We start from the raw sequence: 15,293 nt of genomic DNA, 5'->3' as shown, positions 1-15,293 counted from the left end.
ACTGCTAAATATATTTTTGGTAAACATTTAAAGCCAGTGAATACAGCAGCTGATGTCACGCCAGCCAATATAGAAAAAGAAGTAACAGAATAAAATTAATATAAAAAGTAATGAGTCTGAAGTGCCCCCACAAATTTAGGACACTTATATTAGCTGCTAACTGAGGACTAACTTCCGATATTCAATCGGAGTTAGTCCTTTTTAGGGCACGCTTGTCTTTTAAAAAGAAACAAAAAAGCGATTCTTTCGGGTCGCCCCAGACGCAGGTAAAAGGTGTTTATTGGTTCGGCGCAAAGTTTAATCAGCTTTATTGATTTTTAATAATACAATTGAAATGGTAATAAAAACTACAATACCCAGTATGATGATTCCATATAGAGCATACGTAATGTCAGTTGCACTAGCAATGCTTGTAAAAACTGTAGTGGTTAAAGGGCCAGCCATCACTAAAATTGTATTTAACAAACCAACAGATGAAGATAAAATTTTACGATCAACAGTAGTAACAAGCCACTGTAGTAATTTAGGGCTTACAATACCAGCCAAAAATCCTAATATTGTTAAGCAAAATAAACTAGCAAAAATGTTTCCATAAATAATAGCAATAGCTAAAGTAATAGTAGCAATAGTGTCTGCAAGGACAATTAAAAATAATGAAGTGTTTTTAAATATCTTAGTACCAATTGTGCTGCCAGATGCCATGCCAATAGCTGCAACAGTGCTAACCACAGCTATTGTAAAACTATAATTGCCAATTAACATGTTTTTATTGCCAGCAAGTACAATTGAAATTAGTGGTTCGACTGTGCTAAGAAGGCCATTAAGCAAAGCGATGACCAAAACAATCGTTAAGAGGCCATTAGCTTGTTTAACTTGTTTAAGTGAAGAAACAATGGTTGCTCCGAATTTTTGAGTGTTAACTTCTTCTGGCTGATTATTTACTTCTTGTTTTTTAACATTCATACCAATGTTAGCGTAGATGATACCAGCTACTAAAAAAGTAATGGCATTAACAATTGCTAATCCTGAGTATGACATAAATAGTAGAAGGCCAGACCCAGCGAATTGTGCGATCATAGTAATTAGCTGTGAAATGCCATTAGTAAAGCCTTGAGCTTCAGACATTTCATTTTCACCAACTAGACTAACTATTAGTGGAGTTTGCAAGCCTCCTGAATATTTACCCGAAAGATCTGAAATGAAATTAAGTCCGATAACCAGTAATACTAAATTCCAGCCAGATATGTTAGTTGCAAATAATAACCCTACTAACATATATAGTGCGAATCTAATTACTGCTAGCCAAACAATGACATGATACTTGTTTTTTGTCCGATCAGCTAGATACCCACTAAGACTTTGAATTAGATTAGGTAAAGACTCTGTAATTGCAATCAAAGAAAGAGCTAAAGAGTAATTTTTAAGTCTACTAGCATAAGTCATAAGAGCTAGATAAAAAAGTATGTTGCCGGCACTTGATAACCAGCTGGCTAAAGAAAATTTTCTATAATTTGTATTTCTTAAAAAAATATCCAAAACTATGCCTCCTATTTCTTTATAAACGCTATTTTTATTATATTTGGGTTTATAATTTTAAATGATAAAATGGCGAATTCGAATTTTTTTGGCTAAATAAGAAAGAAGGAGGTAAATTAATGAAGATATATGAATTATTGAGACAATACAGATTGGAACAAGGCAAAACTCAAAAAGAATGGGCTAGCAACGTAATCAGCCCTTCGTATTATTCTAAGGTTGAAAAAAATATTCACCGTATTTCAGCAGAAGACTTAATTGCTTTGTTAGAGGCTAATAATGTTTCGCCAATTGATTTTTTTAGTAAATTAAATAGTAAAGCTCAATTACGACATAAGCAACAAGCAATCTTTGAGCGGCTGGCAGGTGATGCGTATTATCAAAATTCTAAAGCGCAATTATTACGATTAAAACACCTAATTACTGAAAATGATATTTTTGCTAATAATGATTTAATAATTACTATAGATGCTTATATTGCATTATTAAATGATGATGTAGATAGTTTGGATAAAAAAACTAAAGAAGCGATTAAAGAAAAAATTTTTAATACGACAAAGTTTGATAGAAGTAAGTTAGCTATGTATTGTTCGTTTATGCCTTTTTACGATATAGATAGTAATCTTTTACTTTGCCAAAGGATTATGCAACAGTATCAAAATAGTGCAGATACAAAGATTCAATCAATAATATTGGCAATAATAGCTAATTTACTAAGTTTATGCATTGAACAAAAAAGATATGAAGTAACTAAACCGTTTATTAAGATAGCAGTTGAAGTGGAGTCAAAACCAGAGCTGTTTTTTTATAAAAACATGCTATTGATTTTTATCAATATAATTGCTTATCATGATGAAAACAGCCCAAAGTATTTAGCTAAATGTAAAAAGGGAATTGAAAATCTAGCTTTGCTTGGTATGCCAGAGTATGGTAAAAAGGTAGAAAAGTTCTTTTATGAAAATATAAAAGTCGATTATGATTAATAAATATGTAGTTGTTTTGAATATTAGATACAGTTATATTAAATGGTAAAAGTTTGAATTTATAATTGGTCTAATTGTGAAATTACCAGGTAACGAAAAAAAGGGAAGGCTGTTAAATCAGTCTTCCCTTTTGCTATACGGTTTCAATTTCATAAACAATTATTTGTTGCAGTTATAACCGCAATGTTTCGCCTTGCACAAATTTATAAGGATAAGCCCTTTTTTAAATTTATAAAACAGAATCGGGGGATACTCCTGCTTTCGTATTCTGTAATAACCCTCTTAGGATTTGGAATAGTACAGGGATTTGGCCGCTTATTCCCACCATTTATTACACTATTAGTAGTGTTTATGCTGCTTGGCGTTTTCTACATGTTTAGAGATCGTAAAATCAGCTAGTTTAAATTAAAATTACTAATTCTATAGCAGTCTTCTCTAACTTAGTTAGGGGTGATTGCTATTTTTAATCTTCGGAATAAACTACCTTAATAAACCCTTTTTTACTTATTTGAATGATGAAACAATGACTTGGGCAGTTTCTTCTCCTTATTGCAATTAGTATAAAGTATTTAATGAAAAAAGTTAGTTAGAAATTATTATGCAAGTTCTGCTTGTTTTATCTTGTTAACTTTTATCATTACAAGCAAAGTAGTAGTGAAAACTATGACACTAAGTCCTAAAACGCCATAAAGTGCATAATTAACATTGATTGCTCCAGCAATAGATGTAAAAAACGTCGTCATTACTGGTCCTGCAATTGTTAAGATCGTATTTAAAAGTCCTGCTGAAGAGGCTAAAATTTTGCGGTCTACTGAAACAACTAGCCATTGCATTAATTTAGGACTACTTGTACCAGCTAAAAATCCAAGGGTTGACATTAGGATAAGGCAAAATACAATATTTTTATTTAGAATAGCAATTGCCATAACAGCACTATTAACAGTAGATAATAAAGAAAGCTGGAAAAGTGAAACATTCTTTAAGAGTTTAGTACCTATTGCACTACCTGAAGCTAATCCAATAGCTGCTGCCGCTCCTAAGAGTGCGATTGTGAAGCTATAGTTGCCAATAAGCATACTTTTATGACCAGCGATAACAATTGAAATTAGCGGTTCTATTGAACTAAGTAAGCCATTAAGTAAAGCCACAACTAAAACGATGGTTAAGAGCCCATGTGCTTGTCGTACTTGTTTAAGTGAAGACTTGATTGTTGTAAAAAAGTTCTGATCATTAACCTCTTCTTTTTGAATGTGTTGCTTACGAACTTTCGAGCCTATATTGGCAAAAATTAATCCAGCCGCTAAGAAAGTTAATGCATTGACAATTGCTAATTCTGAGTAAGACATGAAAAGTAGGAGACCAGATCCAATAAATTGTGCAGCTAATGTAATTAACTGCGAGATACCACTGGTAAAGCCTTGTGCTTCCGCCATTTCATTTTCCCCGACTAAGCCAACAATTAGGGGAGTTTGCAAGCCACCAGAATACATACCAGAAAGGTCAGATATAAAATTAAGTCCAATAACTATTAGCACAAGATTCCAACCGTTAATGTTGGTTGCAAAGAGTATGCCAACTAGCATATACAATGCGAAACGAATAATAGCAAGCCAGACAATTACACGATATTTATTATGCGTTCTGTCGGCCAAGTAACCACTAAGGCTTTGAACTAAATCTGGGAGAGATTCAGTAATAGCTATTAAAGATAATGCTAATGAATAATTTTGTAATTTGCTGGCATAGGTCATAAGAGCCAGGTAAAAAAGAATATTGCCTGCTCCAGATAACCAGCTAGCAATCGTGAATTTTCTATAATTTTTATTTTTTAAAAAGATACCCATGACTTCTGTTTCTCCTTCATCAAATATTATTTCTTCGTAATGATATTTACAGTATATTTTGACTATAATAAAAAATATAAAAGTTTCGTATTCGAAATTTTTTGTCAAATGGGAATGTTATATTGGAAATAAGAGGAGGAGTACATGACTATTGGTAACTTGTTAAAAAAATATCGCTTAAATAAAGAAAAAACGCAACGAGAATGGATAGGAAATATTGTAAGCCCTTCTTATTATTCTAAAGTAGAGAAGGGAATCCATCGTATATCTGCAGAAGACTTAATAAGTTTGTTAAATTATAATTCTGTTTCTTTAATTGATTTTTTTAGCGAATTAAATAATTCTAAGCAGAATGGTTACAATCAAGAGCAGGAGTTAATGGATGTAATATGTGATGCTTATTATCGCAATGCCAAAAATGAATTGGTAAAATTGAAGGAGATTGTTAAAGAAAGTGATTTACCTAATAAAGAAGATGATCTACTTTATCTAGATGCTTATATTGCGGATGTAAACAACGAGGATTTAAATGATAAAGAAAAGCAAGCTTTAAAAGATAAGATCTTTAGTAGACCCAATTTTGATAAATCTACGTTAGTCCTTTATTGTAATTTTATGATGTTTTATGATGTAGAAAGTAATGTGATAATTTCTAGAGGGATAATTAAACAATTTCAAGGATCAAATGATGTGAAAATTTTAGAAATGCTTTTAAGTGTTATTGGTAATTTGTTAATCCAGTGCATTGAAGAAAAAAAGTATGATGAAACCAAATTTCTAATTAAGGCAGCAAATCAAATATCAACCAAACCAGAATTGTTCTTCTATAAAAATGTCATAGTATTACTTGAAAACATGATTATGTATCACTATGACGCTAAGGATAAATATTTACGGATTTGTCATAAGGCAATTGAAAATTTTTCTTTATTAGGAATGCCTGAATATGGCAAGGAAATAAATAAATTTTTTGAAAAACAAAAATAAAAATATCGTATTTAAATAAAAATTGATGTAAGTCCCAAAAGTTAAACAGCTTTTGGGGCTTTTTATGATTAATTAACTAAACAAAAACTCTTACTATGGTATATGTTAGTGGAAACAATTTATTCGAAATAGTAAGAATTAGCTATTAGCTAACAGCTATAAACTACCTGATTTTAGGTTTCACGCCATCAGTACCCAAGTATTTTTAGTAACATTGCCATTTTTTGCATAATCTTCATTATAATTAAAGTGGTGCGAGAAGTTAGTATAATTCAGAAATAGTAATGACAAGCTTGAAGCAGAAATTAAGTATTAAATTCTACGCTGGAATAATTATTATTGGCTTGATTTTACGGGTATTGGTATCCTTTCTTTAAAGCCTACGATAAGCAGCTTTATGAAAAAGAACAAAGTGTTTCGCAAGATTAAGTACAGAGACGAGGTATAAAAATGAGCTTTAAAAAAGATTTTTTATGGGGTGGCGCGACTGCCGCTAACCAATATGAAGGAGCCTTTGATGTTGACGGTAAAGGACTTAGTGCTGCAGATGTGATCACACAGGGTTCCTATGAAAATCCTAGAAAAATAACATGGAAAAACCCTAAGACTGGGGAAACAGGATATGTGCCTTTAAGCATGGATATTGATAAGATGAACTTTCCTGAGAATGCTGTGCCAGCTGTTCTTGATGGGTATTACTATCCTAGTCATAAAGCAACGGATTTTTATCATCATTATCGAGAAGATATCAAGTTAATGGCTGAGATGGGTTTTAAATGCTTTAGAATGTCTATCAACTGGACCAGAATTTTTCCTAATGGCGATGATGAAGAGCCTAATGAGAAGGGCCTAAAATTCTATCAGTCTGTTTTTGAAGAACTGCAAAAGTACCATATTGAGCCGCTGGTAACTTTGTCACACTATGAAATGCCACTAAATTTAACGATTAAATATGGCGGCTGGAAGAATAGAAAATTAATATACCTGTTTACTAGATATGCTGAAACGGTAATGAAGCGTTATAAAGGTCTAGTTAAATATTGGTTGACATTTAATGAAATTAACGCCTTAAATTTTTCAGGTTATATGGCAGGTGGAATTTTAAATCCAACTTCTCAAGATATTGCTCAAGCTGCACATAACCAGTTTGTAGCAAGCGCCTTAACAGTAAAGGCTGGTCATGAAATAGATCCTTATAATAAAGTTGGTCAAATGCTCGCTTTCTCAGCAGAGTATCCGTATACTTGTGATCCTGCAGACCAGATAAAAGTTATGAATGACATGCACAGCTTTCTGTTTTATTCTGACGTACAAACTGGTGGCAGGTATCCAGAATATAAGATTGAAGAGTATAAGAGAAATGGCATAAAGCTTGATGATTGTCCAGAAGACTACGATTTACTGAAAGAATATTCAGCCGACTTTTTAAGCTTTTCCTGCTATTCCTCATCTACAACTACAGTTCATAAGGATCAAGCTGCTACAACCGGTGGCAATTTTGTAGCAGGTGTTAAAAATCCCTACTTAAAGAGTAGTGAGTGGGGTTGGCAAACCGACCCTTACGTATTGCGCTATGCTCTTAACATATTGTGGGATCGTTATCATAAACCGCTTTGGATTGTTGAAAACGGCTTGGGAGCGCGTGATCAAGTCACTGAAGATGGCAAGATTCATGATCCGTATCGAATTGATTACTTACAAAGTAATATTAAATCTATGAAAGAAGCCGTTGATATAGATGGAATTGACCTTATGGGTTATGAAATGTGGGGCTGTATTGACTTGGTTTCTGCTGGCACGGGTGAGATGTCTAAAAGATATGGGTTCGTTTATGTAGACCGGGATGATCAAGGAAACGGTAGTTTGAAGCGTACCCCGAAGGATTCTTTTTACTGGTATAAAAAGGTCATCGCTTCTAACGGTGAAGATTTATCTAATTAGCCAGATCCTTGTAAGAAAGCAATTAATTCAGTAAATTTTAGGCTAAAAATTGGTTTCAGCTACATTAAAAAGCTCTATTTTAAAAAAATAGGCCTTTTTTGTGTGCAATTTTACACGTGCTCCGAATTTTTATACTTTTTAATAAAAAAATTAAAATTTCATATATGACACTTTTTAACTTGTCTCACTCCTTGAAGGTATTATCTGTATAAGAAAAAGATTAATTAGAGGAGAAAAACAAATGATTAAATTTAATATTCGTGGTGGCTTTGGCGATACTACTAAGCCAGATGTAAATACCCGTGAACAAGATAACCTTTACTTGGCTGTAAATTCAAAGTGGTTAAAGGACAATCCTGTCCCTGCAGGTGAGCCGTGGATTAGTAGTTTTGATATAGCAGATAAACAAACGCGTAAACACCTTTTAAAAGATTTTTCTGCTTTTATTGCTGGTAAAAAACCAGTTCCCCAAGTTAAGAACTTTAACAAAGCAGTTGAATTTTACCGGGTAGCTGAAGATGAAGAAAAAAGAACCGCTGACGGTGCCGCTCCAATTAAGGAAGACTTGACTTTTTTAACCAGTCTCAATAATTTAGCTGATGTCAATGAGAACTTGAAGAATTTGTTGCTAGCTGATAACTTGCCCTTCAAGTTTGAAGTGGAACCAGATTTTAAGGATGCACAACTAAATATTGTCACTTTTTACCGGCAAAATTTGATTTTGGCCGATACCAGTTATTATGGTAATGAAAAAACTGCCGACTTGCTTGATGTTTGGCAAAAGCAAACCATTAACTTGTTGGTAATGAGTGGTATTAAGCAGGATGAAGCTGAACAATACGCCACAGGAGCAGTTAAATTGGATCAGCGTTTGGCGCAGGTTTACCAATCAGCAGAGTATAATTCTAAAATTGAAAATATCTATCATCCAATGGGTATGACAGAATTTGAAAACCAGAGTAAAAATATTCATTTAGCTGCTTTGATGAAAGAAAATGGACTTGAAACTGCTAAAAAAATTAATGTTACTGAGCCAGGCTATTTAGCTAAATTTGATGAATTGTTTAATGAACAACATTTCTCTGAATTAAAGGGTTGGCTAATCGGATATTTTATTAATCAAGCAGCTGGATATTTATCACGTAAATTTAGAAAGGCAATACTGCCACTAAGAAAAGCAATGTACGGCATAGATTCTTTAGTTACAGACGAGCGTTTTGCTTATGATGAGACGGTCAGATTATTTGGCGATGTCATTGGTCAATATTATGGTGAAAAATACTTGGGTGCTGAAGCCAAAGCTGATGCTACTAAAATCGTTAAGAATATGATTGCTGTTTACCAAGATCATTTAAAAAAGAATACTTGGCTGTCAGATACTACTAAGAAAAAGGCATTAAAGAAGCTAGATACTTTAGTCTTAAAAATCGGCTATCCAGAGCATGTTCAAGGGTTCTATGACAAATTCAAGGTAACACCAGCTCTAGAGGGTGGCAGCCTATATAGTAATGTTAAAATAAATAATCAAATTAAACTTAAGGATAACTTTGCAGATATTAACAGACCGGTTGATCAATCACTTTGGATAATGTCGGCGGTAGAACCAAATGCTTGTTATAATCCGCCAAGTAATGACATTACCTTCCCAGCACTTTTACTGCAAAAGCCTTTCTATGACTTACACCAAGATCGAGCAGCTAATTATGGCGGTTTTGGTGCAGTGGTAGGTCATGAAATTTCGCATGCGTTTGACAACAACGGTGCTCAATTTGATGAATTAGGTAATATGAAAAACTGGTGGACTGATGAAGACTATGCCGAGTTTAATAAAAGGGTCGAAGCTGAAATTAAGCTATTTGACGGTGTTGAGGTCGGTACGAGCAAAATCAACGGTAAATTAACAGTTTCAGAAAACATTGGTGATCAGGGTGGCTTGACAGTAGCTGTTGCAGCTAATAAGCAAGAAGGTGGAGACGCCAAAACTTTGTTTGAAAACTATGCGCGAATTTGGGCAACAAACGCTAAGCCTGAATTTTGGCAATTAGTCGCCGCATCTGATGTTCATGCACTCTCTCAGGCTCGAGCAAATGTGCAGGTACAATGTCAAGAGGAATTCTATCAGGCTTTCAATGTTAAAGAAGGAGATGGCATGTGGCTTGATCCGGATAAACGAGTACAAGTCTGGTAAAATTTGATACTATAAATTAAGTATTTTTTAAGAAAATCAGCTCCTGCTTTGTGCTAAAACAGATATAAGTCCAGCACGTGATGCTAGAAGAATAGTAAAAATAATTTTTTAGGCAGGAGAAAATAATAATGAAAAATATTCAAAGACTAACTACTATATTGGCGATTATTTTGTGGCTTGTTGTGATTGGTATTTTTGCAGTTGCTATCTCTAACAATCAGTTGTGGAGTATGGGCCCGGTTATTGCATATAACCGACCGCAAAACGCTCTTGGCTGGTTAATTGTAGCTGCTATTGCGGCAACAGCGGTCAGTGTAATTTTAAAACTGACAAGGGATAAGTAAGATAAAAAGGGAATATTGTGCTATTAAAATTGTCCTAAATAAATATGCAATCGGAAAAGGAAAGCTGCTAGTTTTATTTTTGAACCAGCTCATAGAAACCTAGCGCACAAAAGAGTATTTTTCTCAGAATAAACGTTCACAAGTTATTTCTTTGGAATATTTCATTATATTCAACGGAAACAGCCCTTAAGAAGTTGCCGCTGCAATAATCAAAATGACAGACAATAGATAAGACAGATACCTGACATGTATTAAATAGTGTCAGGTATTTTTGCTCGCTTAATATAGATGAAGTATAATGGTTTCTTATATTAATATTATGTTGCGTCTTTGGCATTTAGATAATTACATTATTTAAATTTATTGCGTTAAAGAATATCTGCAAGGAGATAATTACAATGAAAAAAATTGACGGGCATTTTCACCTGGTGCGCTCAATTGCAGGCTTATCCGGTCAAGGGCGAATGGCACCTTTAGGAAATGGCAAGGCAATATGGGATAATGGTACTTTTCTCAAGCTAATCCCTAATGGCTGGGGTGATCATGACTTTACGGCGGAATCCGCTTTAAAAGTAATGCAGGAAAATGAAGTAGAAAAAGCAGTTTTACTGCAAGGCAGTTTGTATGGCTTTCAAAATTACTATTCTTATCAAGCTGTTAAAAAGTACCCTGAGAAATTTATTGCGGCATTTTCAGTAGACCCATTTGCAGATGATGCAATGAAAATTGTTAGGCGTCATGTGGAAGACTTGGGTTTCAGAGCAATTAAATTTGAAATTAGTCAGGGCGGTGGCTTACAAGGCTACCATCAACCATTTCGTTTGGATACTGCACCTGAATTAGGCAAACTTTTTCACTTTTTTGCGGATTATCCTGGATTTGTGATCGCTGTTGATTATGGTAATTATAGGCAAATTAGCTATGAACCAGAAGCAATTGTTAACTTGGCAAAACGATATCCCAAACTGGATTTTGTTGTTTGCCATCTGTCTTTTCCCAATGCCGACCATTTGAATCGCTTGGAAAATGCTTTAGAACAATGGCAACCGTATCCTAATATCACTACGGAAATTTCAGCGATTCAAGATATTGAAAATGAAACTGATTTTCCGTTTCCTCGTTGCCAAAAAGATGTTGCACTAGCCAAAAAGATTCTGGGGGCTAAAAGGATTTTTTGGGGCACAGATTCCCCGTTGTCATCAACTTTTAATTCGTACCATAATTTAGCAACTTGGCTGGCAGCTACTAATATTTTCACTGAGGCAGAATTAGAAGATGTCATGTATAATAATGCTAACCGCATTTATTTTAAGCCGCAAAATGTGCAGGCAATGCGTGATAGCGCAGATCCTGTTTTAAAAAAATGATAAGAGGCCCTAGGAAATGAAAGAGACAAAAGTTTTGGTAACTGGAATTGTTCCAGATGCAGGTCTAACGAAGTTAAAAAAGAATTTCATAGTAACTTGTAAACCAGAAACAGTTGGTAGAGCGTGGGTTTTAGCGCATTTAGCTGAATACGATGGGTTGATACTTACTGGAATGAAAGGCGATTGTGAATTAATAGATGCCGGCACTAATTTAAAAATTATTACTGCTAATGGCGTTGGCTTTGATCACATTGATATTGATTATGCAAAGCAAAAAGGTATTGTTGTGGCCAATTGTCCTAAAAGTGTCCTCATTCCCACTGCTGAAATGACATTTGCCTTACTTTTAGCAACCGTAAGACGCCTGCATTTTTATGATAAAACCATTCGTGAAGGAAAATGGGTTAGTGTTTCTCAGCCGGAAAATATGGGAACAGGGCTCAAGGGAAAAACGCTCGGTATTTATGGTATGGGCCGCATTGGATCTGCGGTAGCAAAGTATGCCCAAGTTTTTGGTATGAAAGTTATTTACCATAATAGACATCGTTTAAGTTCTCAAGAAGAAGCAAAGAAGAATGTTCATTACGTGGATTTTGCTACTCTTGTTAAAACAGCAGATGTGATTACCCTGCATGCTCCGGCAACTCCTTCTACGACTGGCGTTTTCGATGCTCAAGTATTTAAGCAAATGAAAAAGACAGCTTATATTATCAATGTCGCCCGAGGTAAGCTAATTAAACAAAATGATTTAATTGCCGCATTGCAAAATGGGGACATTGCTGGAGCAGGTTTAGATGTTTATGAAACTGAACCCAAGGTGCCACAAGCTTTGTGCGAACTGGATAATGTAATTTTGTCACCTCATGCAGGTTCAGGAACACTGTCTGCCCGCACGAATATTGCTGCTGAGGCTTCACAAAATCTCATTTCATATTTACGGGATCATAAGCCATTAAACCAAGTTAATAAGTAATTTTTTAATTAGTAAAAATAATCATGAATAAAAACCAAGTTTTTGCTTGGCTTTTTTCTTTTACTGTAATAAAATATGAAGTTAACTACATGAAGCAAACTTCATATTGTTAAGAAGGTGAGATTATCAAAAATTTAGTTAAGGAAAATAGAAAAAAGCTGCACTTAACGCAACGTGAACTTGCTGTCAAAGTGGGTGTCACTGAACGAACGATTATCTCAGTAGAAAATGGTAAATACAAGCCCTCACTCATCTTGGCGTATAAACTAGCGCAAGTTTTTAGGACCGATATTGCAACCTTATTTTGTTTACAGGAATATATAGAAAATGAAGAAGAATAAGAAAAGAAAGATCAAATATTATTTCGCAGCATGCTTTTTTACATTTTTAGCACTTCTTGAGTTAGTGCTGATCAGTTTAGAGGTTCTGCAGCACCGCAGGCAAACCGATATACCGAAAAATATTATTTATGCAGTTTTTGCTATTAGTTTTGCTTTTTATCTTTATTATAAAGCCAAAACTGTGGGTACAGATGAAGATGATGAGGATGAGCGTGATGAGTTTATTGCAGTGAAAACTGATCACCAAATGTATAAAATAGCTAACTGGTTAATTTATATTCTGAGCCTGGTCTTTCTGATTGGGGCGGCGTTCATGTATGAAGCTCAAGGGTTTACGACACTGGTCATAATATTGATAACCATTGCCGCTACTTTAAGTGTTTTATGGAACTTATTATTATTAATTGAGGTAATTATGGGTATTACTAATGAACTTAGAAATTAGTAAGGTCTAAATATTTACAGGGTTATAAAACTGGTTCTGCATTTTAGTATAAAATTTGTCCCACTTACATTCCTGATAGTGACCTCTTAGTCAAATAGTATTGTAATCAAAGTCTTTCTCAAGTTTAATTAATTTATCATCTTTATGAATGAAAAAATTATTAACAAAACTGAGGGAGAAAAATAATGATTTACCATAACTATTCACATTTAAAATTCTTTTGGCTCAATGTTTTCGGTTTGATATACAGTACTTTAAATATCTTTGCTGCTTATATGCTTAGTAATTTGATCAATATGGCAACTAAGAGACAATTTTCAGCTTTACCTTCTTTAATGCTGCAGATCATAGTAGCGCTGACTATAATCTTAATTTCAGGCTTACTATTTAATTACTTAAAAACCGATGCAGTTAAGCAAATTAACACTAAGTTGAGATCTAAAGTACTGAAAGGAATGCTGCTAAATAAAGAAGAAGACAGCTCTGATTTAGGTTTTTTAACTAACGACTTTAAGTTATTAGAAACTAATCGTTATGAAGCTGAAATTGAAATGCTGATCTATGCTTATACCGTTATTTTAGCGCTAGGTTATGCTTTATATTTAAACTGGTTTGTTACCTTAATTTATTTCGTGGGCTCAGCAATCCCTACAATCGTCTCCAACTTTTTTCAAAAACCAATTCAAAAGGCTTCAGGTGATTGGACTAAGGCTAACGACAAGTATGTCAGTCAAACTAAAAATATTTTAGCTGGCACCGGAACTTTTAATTTATACGGCAAGCAAGACAATGCTGTTAAGCAAAATAAGCGTGTCGTTAATCGCTTGGAAGAAAAACTGGCCAAAATGAATGTGCTGAATAATAATACTAATACCTACCTTAATGTTATCGCGATTGCCAGTGCCTTTTTATTACCATTTGCTTTTGGGACATTATTGGTAGTCAATGGTCAAATAACTTTGGGAGCTTTATTTGCCATTACCCAGCTTTCTAACTCATTTGTTAATCCTATCCTGCAAATTTTAAATGAACGAAACAATTTATCGACCACGAAGGGTATTGTTAACAAGATCAAGCAGTTTATTGCTAAAGGAGAACAAAAACCGCAAAATGGCGTTGTCACTGACGACTTTAAGCAACTAGAAATAAAAGATCTGACTTTAAAACGACAAGGTAAAGAATTGGCTAATCAAATCAATTTCGCAGTCGCCAAAGGACAAAAGGTTGCGGTCATTGGACCTTCTGGTTCTGGTAAATCTACCATGCTCCAATATTTAATGTATGGCGATTACGGTCAGGCAGAAGAAGAACTGCTTAATCAAAAGGCTGTTAAACCTGGTACTTTTACCAACCTGTTTGCATATTCAAGCCAAAGTGCGGTTATCTTTGCCGACTCATTATGGTTTAACCTTACGTTAGGTGCGAATATCCCGCGAGAAAAAGTTACAGACGTCTGCGAACATTTGGAATTGGGACAGCTGGTTAAAGAAAAAGGCTTTGACTACCAGTTAGGTGATAATGCCGACCAATTATCTGGCGGGCAATTAGCTCGAATTGAATTAGCAAGGGCAATTTTAGCCAAACGACCAATTTTATTACTGGACGAAGTCAATGCCTCACTAGATAAGGCTACTTCTCAAGCAATTCATAATTATCTGTTTGACTCAGACTTTACTTTCATTGAGGTTATTCACCACTATGAACCGGCAGAACTGAAGCGTTATGATGCCGTAATTGATTTCAATGATTATATCTAGAATTTATATTTCGAAAAGAGCCATAGTTAACAAAAGCTTACTTTCTGAAAAAGAAAATAAGCTTTTTTGCATATAAAAGTTAAAACTGCAACATTTGCTGACACTTAATTAAATTTCTTCGATAAGTAAACCACAGCGGAAATTGAAAACTAATTCAATAAGTAAAAAGATTAAAAAAATAATAATAGCTGAAACGTTTTGTGAAAAAGAAACATAGCTTTTAATCATTGGCGGAATTAACAATAAGGCTGCGACCATGACAGCTATTAAGACTGAGGATTTGGGATTAGGAATAACTTTATAATGAGCGTCAGTCTTATTAATAACCATTTTGGGCGAGCGATTTAGACCGCCTTGGGTGAGTTGCAGTGTGTCTCCTTTTTTTAAGTTTAGTTTTAAAGCATAACCTGCAGCGATACTGCCTACTCTTAAACCATTGACTATTACAGTTGTAGGTTTACCCATTGAAATATTATTTTTTGATCGTTGAACTGTAATCATACCGGCACGCTTTCTTTAATAATAGTTGTTTAAGATTAGCTTATTAATAAAACAAATCAATGTCAATGTTGTTTACTAAAAAAAAT

13 protein-coding genes are annotated in these 15,293 nt (G+C 34.3%); 10 read left to right on the top strand and 3 right to left on the bottom strand.

Features of this window, described 5'->3' with window-relative positions; all coding sequences use genetic code 11:
* Positions 1-297: 297 nt before the first annotated feature.
* Complete coding sequence (locus H3R29_RS08445) at positions 298-1,536, bottom strand: MFS transporter (RefSeq protein ID WP_187156986.1); 1,239 nt, start codon at positions 1,534-1,536, stop codon at positions 298-300.
* A gap of 119 nt (positions 1,537-1,655) precedes the next feature.
* Between H3R29_RS08445 and H3R29_RS08440 the strand changes: the two genes are divergently transcribed.
* Positions 1,656-2,519 carry a helix-turn-helix domain-containing protein gene (locus H3R29_RS08440; protein WP_187156985.1) on the top strand — a complete coding sequence of 288 codons (864 nt, stop codon included), beginning with the start codon at positions 1,656-1,658 and terminating at the stop codon, positions 2,517-2,519.
* Positions 2,520-3,115: 596 nt separating this feature from the next.
* On the opposite strand, the gene H3R29_RS08435 is transcribed toward H3R29_RS08440, so the two are convergent.
* Complete coding sequence (locus H3R29_RS08435) at positions 3,116-4,363, bottom strand: MFS transporter (RefSeq protein WP_198202032.1); 1,248 nt, start codon at positions 4,361-4,363, stop codon at positions 3,116-3,118.
* 144 nt (positions 4,364-4,507) lie between these two features.
* Between H3R29_RS08435 and H3R29_RS08430 the strand changes: the two genes are divergently transcribed.
* The 9 genes from H3R29_RS08430 to H3R29_RS08390 all read left to right on the top strand — a co-directional run bounded on the left by H3R29_RS08430 (position 4,508) and on the right by H3R29_RS08390 (position 14,706).
* Positions 4,508-5,350, top strand: coding sequence for a helix-turn-helix domain-containing protein (locus tag H3R29_RS08430; protein WP_198202033.1), 843 nt, complete (start codon positions 4,508-4,510; stop codon positions 5,348-5,350).
* A gap of 450 nt (positions 5,351-5,800) precedes the next feature.
* On the top strand, positions 5,801-7,291 hold the full coding sequence (locus H3R29_RS08425; RefSeq protein ID WP_198202034.1) for a family 1 glycosylhydrolase: 1,491 nt from the start codon (positions 5,801-5,803) through the stop codon (positions 7,289-7,291).
* A gap of 241 nt (positions 7,292-7,532) precedes the next feature.
* Positions 7,533-9,479: a M13-type metalloendopeptidase gene (locus H3R29_RS08420; protein ID WP_198202035.1), complete on the top strand. Its 1,947-nt coding sequence runs from the start codon at positions 7,533-7,535 to the stop codon at positions 9,477-9,479.
* 128 nt (positions 9,480-9,607) lie between these two features.
* Positions 9,608-9,823: a hypothetical protein gene (locus tag H3R29_RS08415; protein WP_198202036.1), complete on the top strand. Its 216-nt coding sequence runs from the start codon at positions 9,608-9,610 to the stop codon at positions 9,821-9,823.
* A gap of 398 nt (positions 9,824-10,221) precedes the next feature.
* The gene (locus H3R29_RS08410; protein ID WP_198202037.1) at positions 10,222-11,190 is read left to right on the top strand and encodes an amidohydrolase family protein; all 969 of its coding nucleotides are present in this window, start codon (positions 10,222-10,224) and stop codon (positions 11,188-11,190) included.
* Between the two features lie 16 nt (positions 11,191-11,206).
* Entirely contained in the window at positions 11,207-12,163 is a 957-nt protein-coding gene (locus H3R29_RS08405; protein WP_198202038.1) for an NAD(P)-dependent oxidoreductase, read from the top strand.
* 122 nt (positions 12,164-12,285) lie between these two features.
* The gene (locus H3R29_RS08400) at positions 12,286-12,504 is read left to right on the top strand and encodes a helix-turn-helix transcriptional regulator (RefSeq protein ID WP_370628045.1); all 219 of its coding nucleotides are present in this window, start codon (positions 12,286-12,288) and stop codon (positions 12,502-12,504) included.
* The gene (locus tag H3R29_RS08395; RefSeq protein ID WP_198202039.1) at positions 12,491-12,949 is read left to right on the top strand and encodes a hypothetical protein; all 459 of its coding nucleotides are present in this window, start codon (positions 12,491-12,493) and stop codon (positions 12,947-12,949) included. The genes H3R29_RS08400 and H3R29_RS08395 overlap by 14 nt, the downstream gene beginning before the upstream one ends.
* Positions 12,950-13,134: 185 nt before the next feature.
* A complete protein-coding gene (locus tag H3R29_RS08390; RefSeq protein WP_198202040.1) occupies positions 13,135-14,706 on the top strand; it encodes an ABC transporter ATP-binding protein in 1,572 nt (523 codons plus the stop codon).
* Positions 14,707-14,814: 108 nt separating this feature from the next.
* On the opposite strand, the gene H3R29_RS08385 is transcribed toward H3R29_RS08390, so the two are convergent.
* Positions 14,815-15,207, bottom strand: coding sequence for a hypothetical protein (locus H3R29_RS08385; protein ID WP_198202041.1), 393 nt, complete (start codon positions 15,205-15,207; stop codon positions 14,815-14,817).
* Between the last annotated feature and the right edge of the window lie 86 nt (positions 15,208-15,293).

The organism is Lactobacillus sp. M0393, assembly GCF_016102025.1.
In the GTDB taxonomy this organism is placed as follows: domain Bacteria; phylum Bacillota; class Bacilli; order Lactobacillales; family Lactobacillaceae; genus Lactobacillus; species Lactobacillus melliventris.
Note: the sequence above shows the minus strand (reverse complement) of the source record. Positions and strands in the feature narration are given on the sequence as shown.

What these genes read in the sequence shown, in the direction of transcription:
- H3R29_RS08430 (WP_198202033.1), top strand. Translation starts at nt 4,508, where the DNA reads ATGACTATTGGTAACTTGTTAAAAAAATATCGCTTAAATAAAGAAAAA.
- H3R29_RS08405 (WP_198202038.1), top strand. Translation starts at nt 11,207, where the DNA reads ATGAAAGAGACAAAAGTTTTGGTAACTGGAATTGTTCCAGATGCAGGT.
- H3R29_RS08410 (WP_198202037.1), top strand. Translation starts at nt 10,222, where the DNA reads ATGAAAAAAATTGACGGGCATTTTCACCTGGTGCGCTCAATTGCAGGC.
- H3R29_RS08390 (WP_198202040.1), top strand. Translation starts at nt 13,135, where the DNA reads ATGATTTACCATAACTATTCACATTTAAAATTCTTTTGGCTCAATGTT.
- H3R29_RS08420 (WP_198202035.1), top strand. Translation starts at nt 7,533, where the DNA reads ATGATTAAATTTAATATTCGTGGTGGCTTTGGCGATACTACTAAGCCA.
- H3R29_RS08425 (WP_198202034.1), top strand. Translation starts at nt 5,801, where the DNA reads ATGAGCTTTAAAAAAGATTTTTTATGGGGTGGCGCGACTGCCGCTAAC.
- H3R29_RS08415 (WP_198202036.1), top strand. Translation starts at nt 9,608, where the DNA reads ATGAAAAATATTCAAAGACTAACTACTATATTGGCGATTATTTTGTGG.
- H3R29_RS08395 (WP_198202039.1), top strand. Translation starts at nt 12,491, where the DNA reads ATGAAGAAGAATAAGAAAAGAAAGATCAAATATTATTTCGCAGCATGC.
- H3R29_RS08385 (WP_198202041.1), bottom strand. Translation starts at nt 15,207, where the DNA reads ATGATTACAGTTCAACGATCAAAAAATAATATTTCAATGGGTAAACCT.
- H3R29_RS08435 (WP_198202032.1), bottom strand. Translation starts at nt 4,363, where the DNA reads ATGGGTATCTTTTTAAAAAATAAAAATTATAGAAAATTCACGATTGCT.
- H3R29_RS08440 (WP_187156985.1), top strand. Translation starts at nt 1,656, where the DNA reads ATGAAGATATATGAATTATTGAGACAATACAGATTGGAACAAGGCAAA.